Origin of the sequence: Methylobacterium sp. J-076, assembly GCF_022829405.1 — a bacterium.
Lineage (GTDB): Bacteria > Pseudomonadota > Alphaproteobacteria > Rhizobiales > Beijerinckiaceae > Methylobacterium.
The window spans coordinates 1-14,964 of record NZ_JAKSXW010000137.1; the positions used below are offsets into that span (position 1 = coordinate 1).

The following is a 14,964-nucleotide window of genomic DNA, read 5'->3' on the forward strand; positions in this document are numbered from 1 at the left end:
TCAATGAGAATACAGCAACTGAGTTCGGTTAATTTGACTGCAGTTATGACGTGTGCTCTTCCGATTTGGAGCGAAGCAATTCAGCAAAACGCCGCCCGCCGAAGCGTCCTGCCCCCCTTGGTCGCTTATCTTCGTTCGAGATGACGACGGGGTATTCTCGCCACTAAGGTGCCTCGGCACCTGCCCTGTCCTCTTCCCATGCGAAGCGAAGCAATCCAGGGATACGCTGTCCGCTCAAGCGTCCCGCTGCCCTGGGTCGCTTCGCTTCGCTTGCGATGACGGCGTGGAATTCTTGGCACCCGCATCGCCGGCACCCGCTCCGCCGTCTTTGCGAGCGAAGCGAAGCAATCCAGGGACACGCCGCCCGCCGAAGCGGCCCGCCGCCCTGGTTCGCTCCCCTCGGGACGGCGGAAGCCGCAGGCCCTGGATCAATACTCGATCAGGTCTTCCAGCGCATAGTGCTTCACCGTCTTCCGGTTGGCGATGAGTTCGTCCACCGTCGGCTCGCCCTTGAGGGCGCGGGCGATGGCGAGCTTCGTCGCCTCGTAATTGGTCCGGTAGAGGTCCTTGCGGTCGAGGTTGTCATCGTCCGCGCAGCGGATATCGAGCCAGATCATGATGATCATGCAGAGGTCGTCGAGGCCCTCCTTCGGCAGGATACCCTCGATGATGCAATCGACGATGGCATCGCCCGTGGCCGCCTGGACGACGCCTCCGAGGAGTTCGACGTAGTCGGCGCTCTGGATGGTGACCTTGCTGGTCATCATCGTCACCGGGCGCACCAACTGGTTGAGGTCGCGCACCACGTACATGCGGGTATGGCCCTGGGCCTGCCCCATCATCGAGGCGAAGGCCTGCCCCACCGGGCCGCGCACCGAGCCGATCAGCACCTCGGGCATCGCGTCGGTGTACTGCCCCTCGGCGGCCAGCACGGTCGCCTCGCCGGCGCGGAACCAAATCTCTGACATGAACGTCTCCGTTGCCCGCGCCGGGGAGACATCATCCTCCCCACGCCGTCAACCGGGTCTCGTCAGATGACCCCGATTCCGTCGAGGACGCCCACCATCGCGAACGCGATCGTCACGGCGGACACGGTGTAGACGACCCATTTGTAGGCGCCCTTCAGCCGCTTGTCCTCGGGCAGCGCCCGGGTCGCGAGCAGGATCAGCAGGCCGAGCGCGAGGGGCAGCAGCAGCGCATTCATGACTTCGACGGCGATGTTGAGGGCCACGAGGTTCGAGACGAGCTGCACCGCCACCGCCCCCGCGATGACCGCCGCCGCGAAGATGCCGTAGAAGGCCGGCGCTTCCCGGGGCGACTTCTCCAGCGAGTGCGGACGCCGGGTGACGTCGCCGAACCCCCAGGCCAGTGCCAGGGCCACGACGTTGAGGGCCACGAAGGCGGCGGCGATGATCCCCACCCCGAACACCACCTGCCCGAGCAGGGGCCCGAGGGCCGGCGTGAACGCCTTGGCGAGGTCGCCGACGGTCTGAAGCCCGTCCTTCGTGCCCTGGCCCGATTGCCCGATCGTGGCCGCGGCGGTGACGAGGATCGCCCCCATCACGCATTGCGAGACCACGGCGCCGACGAGGGTGTCGAGCCGGGCGCGGCGCATGTGATCCCAGCCCAGCCCCTTATCGACCACCGCCGACTGCTGATAGAAGATCATCCAGGGCATGATGACCGCCCCGATATTGGCGGCGATGAGCACGCGGAAGTCGCCGTTGCCGAGGGGAAGCTGGCCGAAGGACTTGAGGATCGCGTCCGGATCCGGCTTCGCCGCCACGGCGAGCCCGATGAAGACCAGCTCGAACAGGCCGACGACGAGGGCCACCCGCTCGACCCTGCGGTAGCTGCCGGTGAACACGAGGAGCAACAGCAGCGCGGCGGGGAGGCCGAGGCTGACGATCCGGGACAGGCCGAAGAGGTCGCCGATGCCGGCGATGCCCGAGAATTCCGTGACGATCGCACCCACCCCGGCGACGACGAGGCCCCCGTAGGAGATCCAGGCGAGGACCGGCCCGTACCGGTCGCGGATCAGCTCCCCGTGGCCCCGCCCGGTCGCCGTGCCGAGGCGGACGGTGAGTTCCTGGACGATATAGAGGATCGGGATGAGCAGGGCCTGCAGCAGAAGCAGCGAGTATCCCCACTTCGCGCCGCTTTGAGCCGCCGTGATCAGGCTGCCGACGTCCGTATCGGCTAGCATGACCACAAGGCCGGGCCCCGCGACCTTGAGGAAAGCCGACAGGCGGGGCAGGGAAGAGGCCGTGGGGACTTGGCGCGTCGGCATGGTGCGAAAAACAGCCCCCATCGACACCAGTTCCGCCCTCGAACGGGGTGCGGCATTCTTCACAGGGCGGGGAGAACGATGGCCGAGCAGCCGGGACGCGAGCCAAGCTGGAGCCTCCAGGCCAGCGCCGTGCGCGAGGGCGTGCGCCTCGAACTCACCTTGCCCGACCTCGCCGGGCAACCGGTGACGGCCGCGCTCATCCTGGAACGGGCCGAGGCCAGGGCCTTCGCCCGGGCTCTCCTGGCCGCGGCGGGCGATGCGACCGAGCGCACCTTCCCGCGCCCTGAGGTGTGAGGCTACTGCGACAGCAGGCCGGGCCGGCGGCCGGGGAGCCGCGGGACCTTGGTGCCGCGCTTCTCGACGGGGGCGGAGCAGGAATAGGCGAATTCGCTCTTGAGCGCGTCGAAATCCGTCTCGCCGGTGATGGCGCACTCCTCGCGGACGGTCTCGTCCAGGTAGGCGCGGGCCGCCGTGCGGAACCGGCCGACCCGGCTCGCTGCGGGGTCTGGGTCGATCCTCAGGTCGTTGAGGTTGCAACCGGTGAGTTCGCGCAGGCCGTTCGAGACGACGAGCATCCGGCGTTCCTGCCGGTTGTCGTAGACCTCGTAGGGCTCCTTGCAGCCGATGGTCACCACCTGCGAGGGCAGGCCGACATAGGTCTTCGAGATGTAGGAGAAGCTCGTCGCGGTGCAGCCGGCCAGGGCCGGGAGCAGCACCGGAGCCGCCAGGACGAGGAGCGGAAGCCGCCGCACGATCCGCCAACCCTCTCAACCAGGACGGCCCGAACCCCTCGGGCGCCATCCATCGCGCATTGAACCGCGCCCCCGCGTCCGGTCAAGCTGTCCCGGTCTCAGGCGGGCCCGCCATCCCCACCCTGTGGCGCCGCCGCCACCGCCGGGCGCAGCATCGCCAGCACCACCTGCGCGGCGGCCCGGCTGGGCGAGCCGCCGTCCGGAAGCACGGTCAGCTCGTCCATGCGCGCCAGGGCGGCGACCTGCGCCTCCCGCTCCGGTCCGCCGCGGATCAGCGGCAACAGGGCGGCGGCGAGGGTGTCCGCCGTGCAGTCGGCCTGGACGAATTCCGGCATCGCGTTGCGGCCGAGGATCAGGTTCGGCAGGACGATGCTCGGCACCTGGATCAGCCGGCGGGCGATGAACTCCTCCGCCCGCGAAACCTTATAGGCCACCACCGCGGGCACCCCCGCCAGCGCCAGCTCGAGGGTGACGGTGCCCGAGGCCGCGAGCGCCGCCCGCCCGGCCCGGAATGCGGCGTATTTCTCCGCCTCGCCCGCGACGATCCGCACGGGCAGTGGCCAGCCCCGCGCCAGCTCCTCGATCCGCGCCCGGTGGCGGGAGACCGCGGGGAGCACCGCCTCGATCTCCACCTCCTGCGCGACCCGGGCCAGGGCGGGCCCGAAGACCGGCATCAGCCGTTCGATCTCCGCGCGGCGGGAGCCCGGCAGGACGACAACGGGGTAGGGGGCCTGCCTGCGCCGCGCCTGCTCCGCCTCGCCCGGGCGCAGATCGCCGAGGCGCTCGATGAGCGGGTGGCCGACATAAGTGCAGGCCGGGCCGCCGAGGCGCAGATGCGCCTCCGGCTCGAAGGGCAGCAGGGCGAGGACGTGGTCGATGAACGGGCGCATGCCCTTCGCCCGCCAGGGGCGCCACGCCCAGACGCTCGGCGACACGTAGTCCACGATCGGGATGGACGGCGCGGCCTTGCGGACGCGCTTGGCCACCGCATGGGTGAAGCCGGGGCTGTCGATGATGACCAGCACGTCCGGACGCGCGGCGATCACGTCGTCGGCGGTCTCGCGGATGCGCCGCAGGAGGGTCCGCGCCCGGGCGAGGACCGGCAGGTAGCCCATCACCGCCACATCATCGAGGGGGAAGAGGGAGGCGAAGCCCTCCTCCGCCATCGCCTCGCCGCCGACGCCGCCGAACCGCGTTCCCGGCGCCGCCGCGCGCAGCGCCCGCATCAGCTTGGCCCCGAGCTGGTCGCCCGAATCCTCACCCGCGACCAGCCAGATCCGCGGGTCGCTCACGCCGCCGCCCCGAAGCCGATGACGAACAGGCCGAGCCGGTCGGCCTCGGCGGCGGTGGCCACCCGGTCGATGACCAGCGTCCCCCCGGCCCTCAGGGCGAGGCCGGCGCAGCCCGCCGCGTGGGCGTTGCGGATGGTCCGCGGCCCGACGGCGGGCAGGTCGATCCGCAGGTCCTGGCCGGCCTTGGGCGCCTTCACCAGCACCGTGCCGGCATTGGCCCGGCCCCGCCCGAAGGGCTTGCGCCCGAGGGCGCGGGCGCGGGCGAGCATCTTGTCGGTCCCTTCGGGGCCCTCGACGGCCAGCACCCGGTCCCCGGCCACGGCGACCGCCTGCCCGACATCGAAGGGCGAGAGGGCGTCGAGCACGGCGCGCCCGGTGGCGATGGACGCCAGGGCCTCGCCATCCGCCTTCACGAGGCCGAGCGGCCCCTCCGGGCAGAGCAGGTCCGGCGCCGCCTCGTGGACACCGAGCACCCGGTGGCCGTTCTCCTCCACCAGCCCGAGGGCGGCGCGCAGCAACCGGTCGTCCCCGCCGCCCGCGATCTCGCGCAGGGCGTCCCGGTTCCGCCATGCGGCGCCGGCGTTGAAGATCGCCGCCGCGGTCGGCCGGGCGACGCTGCCCGCCGGCACGACGGTGGCCGGGCCCCAGCTGTCGAGGTGGGCGAGGGTGGCGGCGAGGTCGAGGAGATCGACGGTGGCGTCGGCCCGCCCCCGGAGCGGGCGGCCGGTGAAGCCGCGCAGGGCGATCATGCGGAACGGCTTGCCTGCCCGCTCCAGGGAATCCGCCACCAGCTCCGGCAGACGGCCGGCGCCGGCGATCAGAACGAGGGTGCCCGCACCGGGCGAAGCGGCGTTCCCCATGGCGGTGCGATCAGGCGCCCCCCACCGGGATCGGTGCCTCGCGCGGGGTGCAGACCGACCGCTTGCCGCCCGCGCGGATGAATTCGAGGATCTCGTGCACCGCCGTGTGGGATTCGAAGCTCGTGGCCACATCCTCCACCCGCTCCATCAGCGTGCCTTCCTGCGCGAACAGCAGGCGGTAGGCCCGGCGCAGGGTGTGGATGTCCTCCCGGGCGAAGCCCCGGCGCTGCAGGCCGACGATGTTGAGCCCGGCGAGATAGGCCCGGTTGCCGAGCGCCATGCCGTAGGGGATGCAGTCGTTCTCCAGCCCCGAGAGGCCGCCGACGAAGGCGTGGGCGCCGACGCGGGCGAACTGGATGACCGCTGCTCCGCCGCCGAGGATGGCGTAATCCCCCACCGAGCAATGGCCGGCGAGCATCACGTTGTTGGAGAAGACCACGTGCGAACCCACCCGGCAGTCGTGGCCGACATGGGAATTCGCCAGGAAGGCGCAGCGGTCGCCGATCACCGTCTCCAGGCCGCCGCCGGCCGTGCCGGGGTTCATGGTGACGCCCTCGCGGATCAGGCACTCCTCGCCGATCGTCAGGGTCGAGGGCTCGCCCCGGTACTTCAGGTCCTGCGGCGGATGGCCGATCGAGGCGAAGGGGAAGATCCGCGTGCGGGCGCCGACCCGCGTGCGGCCGGCCACCACCACGTGGCTCACCAGCTCGCAGCCCTCCCCCAGCACCACCTCGGGCCCGACATGGCAGAACGGGCCGATCCGCACCCCCTCGCCGATCTCGGCGCCGGATTCGACGACGGCGCTCGGGTGGATCGCGGCTGCGCTCATCGCTCTACTCCGTCACCAGCATGGCGCCGATCTCGGCCTCGGCCACCAGCACGCCGTCCACCTTGGCCTCCCCCCGGAACCACCACATGGTCCGGCGGTGGTTCAGCTTGCGCATCTCGAAGCGGATCTGGTCCCCCGGCACGACGGGCTTGCGGAACTTGCACTTGTCGATCGTCATGAAGAACACCTGCTTCGTGCGCAGCTCGTCCGACATGATGTGGCGGCAGCAGATCGCGCCCGCCGTCTGCGCCATGCCCTCGATGATGAGGACGCCGGGGAAGACCGGCAGGCCGGGGAAATGACCCATGAACTGCGGCTCGTTGGCCGTGACGTTCTTGATGCCGACGCAGGATTCGTCCCGGTCGATCTCCACGATGCGGTCGACCATCAGGAACGGGTAGCGGTGCGGCAGCAACTCCAGCAACTTGTGGATGTCGGCCGTGCCGAGAACCTGATCCGCCCCGCTCATCGTGCTGCGCCGCCCTCGCTCCCCGCCGACGCTACGCCGACGGCGGCCTCTCTTCGGCAGAAACGCGGGGATGTGCAAGGGCGGCGGCGCGGTTTCCGGCCTTCGGGGCTCAGCAGGCCCCGTCGCCCTTGGTCCCGTCCTTCGCGTCCGGACCCGCGCGTTCGGCGAGGCGGGCGAGGGTGGTCAGCTCCCGGAACCAGGCCCGCACCGGCTTGGCGGGCGTGCCACCCCAGCGCGAGCCCGGCGGCACGTCCCGGTTGACGTTGGAGGACCCGGCGATCTGCGCGCCTCGCCCGATGCGCAGGTGCCCGACGACGCCGACCTGCCCGCCCAGCACCACGTAATCCTCCAGGGTCGTGGAGCCGGAGATGCCCACGCCCGAGACGATCACGCAGTGGCGGCCGATCACCACGTTGTGCGCGATCTGCACGAGGTTATCGATCTTGGTGCCCTCGCCGATGACAGTATCGCGGGAGGCGCCCCGGTCGACCGTGGTGTTGGCGCCGATCTCCACATCGTCCTGCACGATCACCCGGCCGACCTGCGGCACCTTGAGGTGGGTCGCGCCCATGGCGAAGCCGAAGCCGTCCTGGCCGAGGCGCGCGCCCGGATGGACGATCACCCGGTTGCCGAGGAGGGCGTGGCTCAGGGTCGAGCCGGCGCCGATGGCACAGTCGCGCCCGATGCGCACGCCGGGGCCGACGACGGCATTGGGGCCGATCACCGTGCCCGCACCGATCTCGGCGCCGGGCCCGACCACCGCCCCCGGATCGACGGTGACGCCGTCCTCCAGCCGGGCATCGGGATGCACGTGGGCGCCCGGCGCCAAGCCCCGGCCGCCGAATTGCGGGCCGGGCCGCAGGGCGTCGGGGTGCAGCCGGCCGAGGAGCGCGGCATAGGCGCGGTAGGGATCCCGGCAGACGACGGCGACCGTCTCCGCCGGGCAGCGGGCGGCGAAACGCGGCCCGACGAGGCAGATCCCGGCGCGGGTCTGGGCCAGGGCGTCGCCGTAGCGGGCGTTGTCCATGTAGGCGAGGTCGGCCGGGCCGGCGCTCTCGAGGGGGGCGGCCCCGGCGATGGTGCGGGCCGGGTCGGCGCCCTCGGGGAGGGCGACCCCGGCCGCGGCGGCGACCTCGGCGAAGGTGATCCCGGCCGCGGGCTTGAAGAACTGGGTGTCGGGCATTTCGAACCAAACCGCGCCGATTCCGACCCCCGTCGGGCTCGGCGCGTCCGGCGGCGGTGCTGCGGCCGGACACCGGAATGCGGCCCTGGCGGAGGGCGGCCGGCGTGGGACGGAGTCCCGGCCTTCTACACAAAAAAGCGCCAGCCGGGGGGAATCCCCGGCCGGCGCTTCGTGCTCATCCGATCCTAGAAGCGCGAGCCGCCGGAGAAGCGGAAGGCCTGCGTCTGGTCCTTGCCGATATGGCCGTACTTGCCGAGGACCGGCACGAAGACCTTCTCACCCTCGTCCTTCGACAGCGCGTAGGCGTAGTCGAAGCGGATCGGGCCGAGCGGCGAGTTCCAGAGGATGGAGGCGCCGATCGAAGACCGGATCACGGCCTTGTCGCGGACGTTCACACACTCGGGCTCGACGCCGATCGTGTAGGCGTTGAAGGCGCAGCGTCCACCGGAGAAGCCGTTGATGAACTGGTCGCCGTTCACGTTGAACGTCCTCTGGCCGCTGTAGCCGAAGAGCGTGCCGGCATCGGCGAACAGGGCGCCCTTCAGGCCGAGGTCGCGCGGCACCCCGTAGAGCGGGAACTGCACTTCCAGCGTGCCGCCGACATAGGTCGAGCCACCGATGGCGTTCGACCGGGAGTCGGCGATACCCACGTCGCGGGGGCCGATGCCGTTGGGCGCGAAGCCGCGGACCAGCGACGGGCCGAGGAAGAACTGGTCGGTCACCCGCAGGGGCTGGCCGTCGAGGGCCTCGACGTGGCCGCCCTGGAAGCGGACGAAGCCGACGACGTCCTCGTAGAGCTCCTTGTAGTACCGCGCGTCGGCGGTCACGCGGAAGAACTTCGAGTCGCCGCCCAGGCCCGCGATGTCGGGCTTCAGCTCGGCGTAGAGGCCGTTATGCGGCGCGCCGATGACGTCCAGGGTCGAGTAGGCCAGCGTCAGGCCGGCCAGCGAGGTGAGGGTGTTGCCCTGCGAGCCCTTGATGGCGATCGACGCCTCGCCGTCGTAGGCACAGGCCGGGTAGGCGGCCTGACCGCCGATGTTCCGGCCGGTGTTCGGGTCGATCGTGCCCGCCGGGTAGACCGCGGTGTAGCCCGGGATCGGGTTCGAGCAGTCGTTGTAGGGCTTCTTGAGGGTGTTCGGGACCTTCAGCTCGGTGTTGTACAGCGAGTAGCGAAGGGTGACGCCGAACTCTTCGGTGACCGGCAGGCCGAGGCGGAGCTGGCCGCCGTAGACCGTCGTCTCGTAGCGCGAATACCGGGTCAGGTCCGAGTACTTGTAGAAGGCATCGAAGCCGGCCGCGAGACGGTAGCCGAGGAAGTACGGCTCGGTGAACGAGAAGTCGACGCCGCGCGAGTACTGGCCGCCGGTGCCGGCGAGGCGCACGTACTGGCCGCGGCCGAGGAAGTTCGACTCGGAGACCGAGACCTCGCCGATGATGCCGTCCTGGGTGGAGTAGCCGCCCGCCACCGAGAACGAACCCGTGGGCTGATCCTCGACATCGATGTTCACGACGACGCGGTCGGGGGAGGAGCCGGGCTCGTTGGAGAAGCGGACCTTCTTGAAGAAGCCCAGGCCGTTGAGGCGGCGCTCGGCGCGGTCGGTCAGCACCCGGTTGTAGGCATCGCCCTCGGAGAAATCGAGCTCGCGGCGGATGACGTAGTCGCGGGTGCGGGTGTTGCCGCGGATGTTGACGCGCTCGATGTAGACGTGCGGGCCGTCCTCGACCACGAAGCCCAGCGACACCTTCTGGGTGGCGGGGTCGCGCTGGCCGGTCGGGCGCACCTGGGCGAACGGGTAGCCCGCCCGGTTCACGTCGCGGGTCAGGGTGCCGAGGGTCTTCTCGACGTCGTCGGCGTTGTAGGTGTCACCGACGCCGGTGGCGATTTCGGTGCGCAGGGCCTCGGTGTCGAGGCCCGGCAGGCGGGAATCCACCGCCACGGCGCCGACCGAGTATTGCTGGCCCTCGTTGATCGTGACCGTGACCACGTAGCCGGACTGCTCGCCCTCGACGTAGCGCGCGTCGGCGTTCACCACCTGGAAGTCGGCGTAGCCGTTCTTCAGGTAGTAGCGGCGCACCTGCTCCAGGTCGTTGCTGATGCGCTCGGGGTCGTAGACGTCCGAGGTCTTGATGAACGACAGGAAGTTCATCTCCGACGAGCTCATCAGGCCGCGCAGGGTGCGCTCGGAATAAGCCTGGTTGCCCACGAAGTTGATGGCGATGATGCCGGTCTTGTCGCCTTCGTCGATGTCGTAGATCACGTCGACCCGGCCGTTCGGCAGGTTGACGGTGCGGTAGGTGACCTTGGCGAGGCCGCGGCCGAAGCGCTTGTAGACGTCACGGATCCGGGCGAGGTCGGCGTTGATCGTCGCTTCGCTGTAGGGACCGCGCGACTTCGACTCGACGACCGTTTCCAGCGTCGCCTTCTCGACCTTCTTGTTGCCCTCGAAGACCACCCGGTTGATCAGGTTGTTCTCGCGCACCGTCACGACCGTGCGGCCGCCGGACTGCGAGACCTTCACGTCCGAGAACATGCCGCTCGCCAGCAGGTTGCGGCGGGCCTCCTCGGCGGAGCCGGATGCGGTGCCGGTGACGTAGGAGCGAATGGTATCGGAATCGACGCGCTGGTTGCCCTGCACGACGATCTGCTGTGCCTGGGCAGCCCCGGCCAGGAGCATACCTGCCCCCGCAGAGATCAGGACGATGGTCTTCCGCATCGACTTACGCCGATGCTTGCCCGTCAACGACATCATGCAATCGCCCGTTTCTGATCTGGTCGCAGGCCTTGCCTGCGCGGGCGACCGTTGGTCGATCGTCCCATTCCCGTGGTCCAAGCGTGGCTTCGGTCCAAGCAGAGCTATTAAAGGGATTCCCTTCTCAAGCAAACGCACCAGGCACCACGACCAGGGGATTTTGCGCAGTCGTGGCCTTCGCGCCACTTAACGCGCCGGACGACGTCCGATGAAACCGCCGAAGATGCTGAACGGAGCGTAAATCCCTGCGGCTGCGCGGCTTTCTCTGCCCTGGCAGCGAGGTGTCAACGGATCGTTAACCGTGCCGCCACCGGCTGAAAAGGCGCCTGGCGGGCGGGTTTGTGGCGGCCGCGGGGCGGCCGGGGCGGGGGCCACACCTTTATTTTTTCGCCCCCCGATCCCGTGGTCCGGGGGGCGGCGCGGTTCAAGTGTTCCGCAGGGATGCGCCGAGGTTGAGGATGTCGTTCCACGCCGCGAACAGCATCAGCATCAGCACCAGCGCGAGGCCGATGCGGAAGCCGACCTCCTGCGCCCGCTCGCTGAGGGGGCGCCCACGCACCACTTCGAAGGCGTAGAACAGCAGGTGCCCGCCATCGAGTAGCGGCACCGGGAACAGGTTCAGCAGGCCGATCGAGACGGAGAGCAGGGCGATCAGGCCGACGAGGCCGCCGACGCCGCCGGTCTTGGCGACCTCGCCGGAGACCCGGGCGATGCCGATGGGGCCGGAGAGCTGGTCGGCGGATTCGCGGCCGGTGATCAGCTTGCCGAGGTAGGAGAAGGTCCGCTCCACCACGAAGTAGGTCTCGTGGACGCCGAGCTTCAGCGACTGGCCGATGTCGTATTGGACGAGCTTCGCCTCCGAGCCGGCCGGGGAGCGGATGCCGAGGCGGCCGATCCGGTGGCGGCCGAAGGGCGTGCGCTCTTCGATGGTGGCCGGCGTCGCGTTGATGGTGATGTCGCGCTCGTCCCGCTGGACGGTGAAGGCCAGGGAGGTCCCGGCGGCGCCGGTCACCGTCCGGTACATGGCGTTGAAGTCGCCGACGGGTTGGCCGTCGATGGCGGTGATCAGGTCGCCCGGCTTGAAGCCGGCCTGGGCGGCGACGCTGTTCGGCTCCACGGAGGAAACGCGGGCCGGCAGCTCGTAGCGCCCGCCGAGCCAGATCGCCCCGGCGAACAGGGCGACCGCGAGGATGAAGTTCGCCACCGGGCCGGCGGCGACGATGGCCGCGCGCTTGGCCACGGGCTGGGTCGGGAAGCTGATGGCCCGCTCATGGGGGGTCATCTTGGCGATCATGTCCGGATCGGGGACGCTGGCGCCGTTGGCGTCGCCGTGGAACTTCACGTAGCCGCCGAGGGGGATGGCGCAGAGCTTCCAGCGGGTGCCGCGGCGGTCGTTGAAGCCGAACAGCTCGGGGCCGAAGCCGATGGAGAAGGCGTGGACCCCGACGCCGCACCAGCGGCCGACGAGGAAATGCCCCATCTCATGCACGAACACGACGACGGTGAGGACGAACAGGAACGGGATCACCGCGCCGAAGAAGCTCCCGGCGGTACCGCCCATCGCGTTGAGAAAATCCATGCGTCCCGTCCCGGCCGTCGGCGCGGGGCATTCTTTCGAGGCTCCCGCGCCGCCCCCTTAGCAGATCGCCCCGGGGGGAAGCCAATCAATCCTGGCGCGGGCCCCTCGGCCCCGCCGGTCAGTGGCCGCCGCCGCCGGCCCCGGCCCGGGGTCGTCGGATCAGCGGCACCGCGCAGGCCATGGCGAGGAACAGGAGGGTCAGGACGAGGAACACGTCCTCGAACGCCATCACCAGCGCCTGGATCCGCACGGTGCCGGACATCGCCTTGAGGGCCATCGCGGGCGCCGCGCTGCCGTAGTCCGAGAAGCCGCGCTGGATCGCCTCGAGCCGCTCCAGGGCCGGCGGGTGCGACCAGGTGAACCGCTCGTGCAGGCGCGTGAGGTGCAGGTCCCAACGGTCGTTGAGCAGCGTGTTGATCAGGGCGAGGCCCACCGCGCCGCCGAGGTTGCGGGTGAGGTTGTACAGGCCGGCGGCGTTCTTCATCCGCGCCGGCGGCAGCGTGCCGAGGGCGATGTTGTTGATCGGGATCATGCACAGCATCAGCGAGCAGCCGCGCAGCACCTGCGGCCACAGCAACTCCCAGAAGTCCCAATCCTTGGTGAGGCCGGTGACGATCCACGTGCCCGCCGCGAAGCCGCCGAAACCCAGCGCCATCAGGACCCGCGGATCGACCCTGCCGGAGAAGCGCCCGGCGATGGGCGCGGTCGCGAACATGCACAGGCCCGAGACGAACATCGTCTCGCCGATCATCAGCGCCGAGTAGCCGCGCACCCGGGCGAGGTAGACCGGGTAGAGGTAGGTCAGCCCGTAGAGGCCGATGCCCATGATGAAGCTCGCCACGCAGCCGCTGGCGAAGTTGCGGTCGGAGAAGGCGCGCAGGTCCACGATCGGCTGGCGCGCCGTGAGGGCCCGCCAGAAGAACGCGGGGCCGGTCACCAGGCACAGGGCGGCGCAGGCGAACACGGCCTCGTCCTGCAGCCAATCGTGGTTCGGCCCCTCCTCCAGCACGTACTCCATGCAGCCGAGGAAACCGGCCATGGCCACGAGGCCGAACCAGTCGAAATGGTCGAGGAGCGAGAGGTTCGGCCTGTCGAAATCCACCAGGACCGCCGTCGAGACCGTCACGAGGATCCCCGGCACGACGTTCACCAGGAACAGCCAGTACCAGGACATCAGGTCGGTGAGGTAGCCGCCGACCGTGGGGCCGATGGTCGGCGCCAGGGTCGCCACGAGGCCGATCATCGGCGAGACGATGGTCCGCTTCGAGGGCGGGAAGATCGTGAAGGCCGAGGCGAAGACGGTGGGGATCATCCCACCGCCGATGAAGCCCTGCAGCGCCCGCCAGACGATCATCTCGCCGATGGTGGAGGACGAGGCGCACATCAGGCTCATGGCCGTGAAGCCGCCCGCCGAGATGGCGAACATCCACCGTGTCGAGAGCACCCGGGACAGGGTGCCCGAGAGGGGGATCGAGATGACCTCGGCGATCAGGTAGCTGGTCTGGACCCAGGGGATCTCGTCGCCGGAGGCCGAGAGTCCGGCCTGGATCTCGTTGAGGGAGGCCGAGACGATCTGGATGTCCAGGATCGCCATGAACATCCCGAACACCATGCACAGGAACGCCACCATGCGGCGACGGTCGAGGGGCGGTTCGGCCGCCGCCGGGATCGCGGCGGCGGAGAGGGCGGCGGTGGCGGCCATGGCGCGCGGCCCTATTCCGCCGCGGCGACCTGCGGGATCTCGTCCGCGGCGCGGGTGTCGACCCGCACCACCGCCGAGAGGCCCGGCCGCAGCAAGCCCTCGCGGGCGACGCCGAGGGGCACCTTCACCCGCACGGGCAGGCGCTGGACGATCTTCGTGAAGTTGCCCGTGGCGTTGTCCGGCGGCAGCAGGCTGAACACCGAGCCGGAGGCCGGGGAGAAGGATTCCACGACGCCCCGGATCGGCCGGCCGGGATAGGCGTCCACCGTCACCGTCACCGGCTGGCCGGGGCGCATCCGCTCCACCTGCGTCTCCTTGAAGTTGGCGTCGATCCGCACGCTCGCCAGGGGCACCAGCGCCGCCACGCGGGTGCCCGGGGCGACGTAGGCGCCCGCCTCCGCCGCCTTGTTGCCGACCACGCCGTCGAAGGGCGCGCGGATCACCGTGAAGGCGAGGTCGCGCCGGGCGCGGTCCACCGCCGTGCGCAGTTCGGCGGCGAGGTTGTCGGCCTCCTTCTGCTGCGCCCGCAGGACATCGACGTTGGCCCGGGCGGCGAGCAGGGCCGCCTCGGCACCCTTCACCGCCGCCTCGGTGCGGTCCCGGTCGGCCTTGGCCTGGTCGAGGCGCGAGCGCGCGACGAAATCGGCCTGCATCTGCGTCGCGCGGTGATAGTCGGCATCGGCCCGCACCGCGTCGGCGCGGGAGGCGTCGACCTGTGCCGCCGCCTGGCTGACCTAGGCCTGGGCGGCATCCGCCTGGCGCCCGATGCGGGCGATGGTGCTGGTCTGCGTCGCGAGCTTGTCCTGGGCCGCCTGGAGGGCGAGGCGGTAATCGCCGTCATCGAGTGTGGCGATGACGTCGCCCTTGGCGACGGACTGGCCGTTCACCACCGGCACCGCCTGCAGGTAGCCGGAGACCTTCGCCGCCAGGATCGAGATGTCCGCCTGGACGTAGGCGTCGTCCGTCGTGACGAAGAACCGCCCGACGCTCCACCATTGCCACCCCTGGTAGGCCCCGCCGCCGAGGGCCGCCGCCAGCAGGCCGAGCAGCACGAGCCTGCGGAGGGGACGCCCGCGCCGGACCGGCGCTTCGGTGGGGACGATGGCCTTGGCGGTGACGGCGGTGACGGGCCGGACCTCCCCGCGCCCGGGGGGCGGCGTGTCGTGGCCGTCGTCGTCTGCGAGCCCGGTCGGCCGCCCGGCTTCCTCTCGGAGGGACATCCGCTTCACTCCGTGTTGACCGAACGGTTCGGTCAATA

12 protein-coding genes and 1 pseudogene are annotated in these 14,964 nt (G+C 70.4%); 1 reads left to right on the forward strand and 12 read right to left on the reverse strand.

Annotated features, from left to right (window positions below):
- Nucleotides 1–428: 428 nt before the first annotated feature.
- Together fae and MKK53_RS18025 are read right to left on the reverse strand one after the other, a co-directional pair.
- On the reverse strand, nucleotides 429–968 hold the full coding sequence (gene fae, locus MKK53_RS18020; RefSeq protein ID WP_243930090.1) for a formaldehyde-activating enzyme: 540 nt from the start codon (nucleotides 966–968) through the stop codon (nucleotides 429–431).
- Between the two features lie 62 nt (nucleotides 969–1,030).
- Entirely contained in the window at nucleotides 1,031–2,290 is a 1,260-nt protein-coding gene (locus MKK53_RS18025; protein ID WP_243930091.1) for an NRAMP family divalent metal transporter, read from the reverse strand.
- A gap of 78 nt (nucleotides 2,291–2,368) precedes the next feature.
- On the opposite strand from MKK53_RS18025, the gene MKK53_RS18030 reads away from it, so the two are divergent.
- On the forward strand, nucleotides 2,369–2,584 hold the full coding sequence (locus MKK53_RS18030) for a hypothetical protein (RefSeq protein WP_243930092.1): 216 nt from the start codon (nucleotides 2,369–2,371) through the stop codon (nucleotides 2,582–2,584).
- Between the two features lie 2 nt (nucleotides 2,585–2,586).
- Here the strand turns inward: MKK53_RS18030 and MKK53_RS18035 are convergent, their stop codons facing one another.
- The 10 genes and pseudogenes from MKK53_RS18035 to MKK53_RS18080 form a co-directional block, all read right to left on the reverse strand.
- The gene (locus tag MKK53_RS18035) at nucleotides 2,587–3,045 is read right to left on the reverse strand and encodes a hypothetical protein (protein ID WP_409564360.1); all 459 of its coding nucleotides are present in this window, start codon (nucleotides 3,043–3,045) and stop codon (nucleotides 2,587–2,589) included.
- Between the two features lie 95 nt (nucleotides 3,046–3,140).
- Nucleotides 3,141–4,334, reverse strand: coding sequence for a lipid-A-disaccharide synthase (gene lpxB / locus MKK53_RS18040; RefSeq protein ID WP_243930094.1), 1,194 nt, complete (start codon nucleotides 4,332–4,334; stop codon nucleotides 3,141–3,143).
- Nucleotides 4,331–5,194, reverse strand: a complete 864-nt coding sequence (locus MKK53_RS18045) for an LpxI family protein (protein ID WP_243930095.1) — start codon at nucleotides 5,192–5,194, stop codon at nucleotides 4,331–4,333. The genes lpxB and MKK53_RS18045 overlap by 4 nt, the downstream gene beginning before the upstream one ends.
- A gap of 10 nt (nucleotides 5,195–5,204) precedes the next feature.
- Complete coding sequence (gene lpxA, locus MKK53_RS18050; protein WP_243930096.1) at nucleotides 5,205–6,023, reverse strand: acyl-ACP--UDP-N-acetylglucosamine O-acyltransferase; 819 nt, start codon at nucleotides 6,021–6,023, stop codon at nucleotides 5,205–5,207.
- A gap of 4 nt (nucleotides 6,024–6,027) precedes the next feature.
- On the reverse strand, nucleotides 6,028–6,492 hold the full coding sequence (fabZ, locus tag MKK53_RS18055) for a 3-hydroxyacyl-ACP dehydratase FabZ (protein WP_243930097.1): 465 nt from the start codon (nucleotides 6,490–6,492) through the stop codon (nucleotides 6,028–6,030).
- 109 nt (nucleotides 6,493–6,601) lie between these two features.
- Nucleotides 6,602–7,675 (reverse strand): UDP-3-O-(3-hydroxymyristoyl)glucosamine N-acyltransferase, encoded by a 1,074-nt coding sequence (gene lpxD, locus MKK53_RS18060; protein ID WP_243930098.1) that lies wholly within the window; start codon nucleotides 7,673–7,675, stop codon nucleotides 6,602–6,604.
- 185 nt (nucleotides 7,676–7,860) lie between these two features.
- The gene (gene bamA, locus MKK53_RS18065; protein WP_243930099.1) at nucleotides 7,861–10,425 is read right to left on the reverse strand and encodes an outer membrane protein assembly factor BamA; all 2,565 of its coding nucleotides are present in this window, start codon (nucleotides 10,423–10,425) and stop codon (nucleotides 7,861–7,863) included.
- Nucleotides 10,426–10,849: 424 nt separating this feature from the next.
- Nucleotides 10,850–12,004, reverse strand: a complete 1,155-nt coding sequence (gene rseP, locus MKK53_RS18070) for an RIP metalloprotease RseP (protein ID WP_243930100.1) — start codon at nucleotides 12,002–12,004, stop codon at nucleotides 10,850–10,852.
- A gap of 118 nt (nucleotides 12,005–12,122) precedes the next feature.
- Entirely contained in the window at nucleotides 12,123–13,706 is a 1,584-nt protein-coding gene (locus MKK53_RS18075) for a DHA2 family efflux MFS transporter permease subunit (RefSeq protein ID WP_243930101.1), read from the reverse strand.
- A gap of 11 nt (nucleotides 13,707–13,717) precedes the next feature.
- Nucleotides 13,718–14,926: pseudogene (locus MKK53_RS18080) on the reverse strand (HlyD family secretion protein).
- Between the last annotated feature and the right edge of the window lie 38 nt (nucleotides 14,927–14,964).

Coding starts and splice junctions, on each gene's coding strand:
- MKK53_RS18045 (WP_243930095.1), bottom strand. CDS start 5,194: ATGGGGAACGCCGCTTCGCCCGGTGCGGGCACCCTCGTTCTGATCGCC.
- lpxD (WP_243930098.1), bottom strand. CDS start 7,675: ATGCCCGACACCCAGTTCTTCAAGCCCGCGGCCGGGATCACCTTCGCC.
- fae (WP_243930090.1), bottom strand. CDS start 968: ATGTCAGAGATTTGGTTCCGCGCCGGCGAGGCGACCGTGCTGGCCGCC.
- MKK53_RS18030 (WP_243930092.1), top strand. CDS start 2,369: ATGGCCGAGCAGCCGGGACGCGAGCCAAGCTGGAGCCTCCAGGCCAGC.
- fabZ (WP_243930097.1), bottom strand. CDS start 6,492: ATGAGCGGGGCGGATCAGGTTCTCGGCACGGCCGACATCCACAAGTTG.
- rseP (WP_243930100.1), bottom strand. CDS start 12,004: ATGGATTTTCTCAACGCGATGGGCGGTACCGCCGGGAGCTTCTTCGGC.
- bamA (WP_243930099.1), bottom strand. CDS start 10,425: ATGATGTCGTTGACGGGCAAGCATCGGCGTAAGTCGATGCGGAAGACC.
- lpxA (WP_243930096.1), bottom strand. CDS start 6,023: ATGAGCGCAGCCGCGATCCACCCGAGCGCCGTCGTCGAATCCGGCGCC.
- MKK53_RS18025 (WP_243930091.1), bottom strand. CDS start 2,290: ATGCCGACGCGCCAAGTCCCCACGGCCTCTTCCCTGCCCCGCCTGTCG.
- MKK53_RS18075 (WP_243930101.1), bottom strand. CDS start 13,706: ATGGCCGCCACCGCCGCCCTCTCCGCCGCCGCGATCCCGGCGGCGGCC.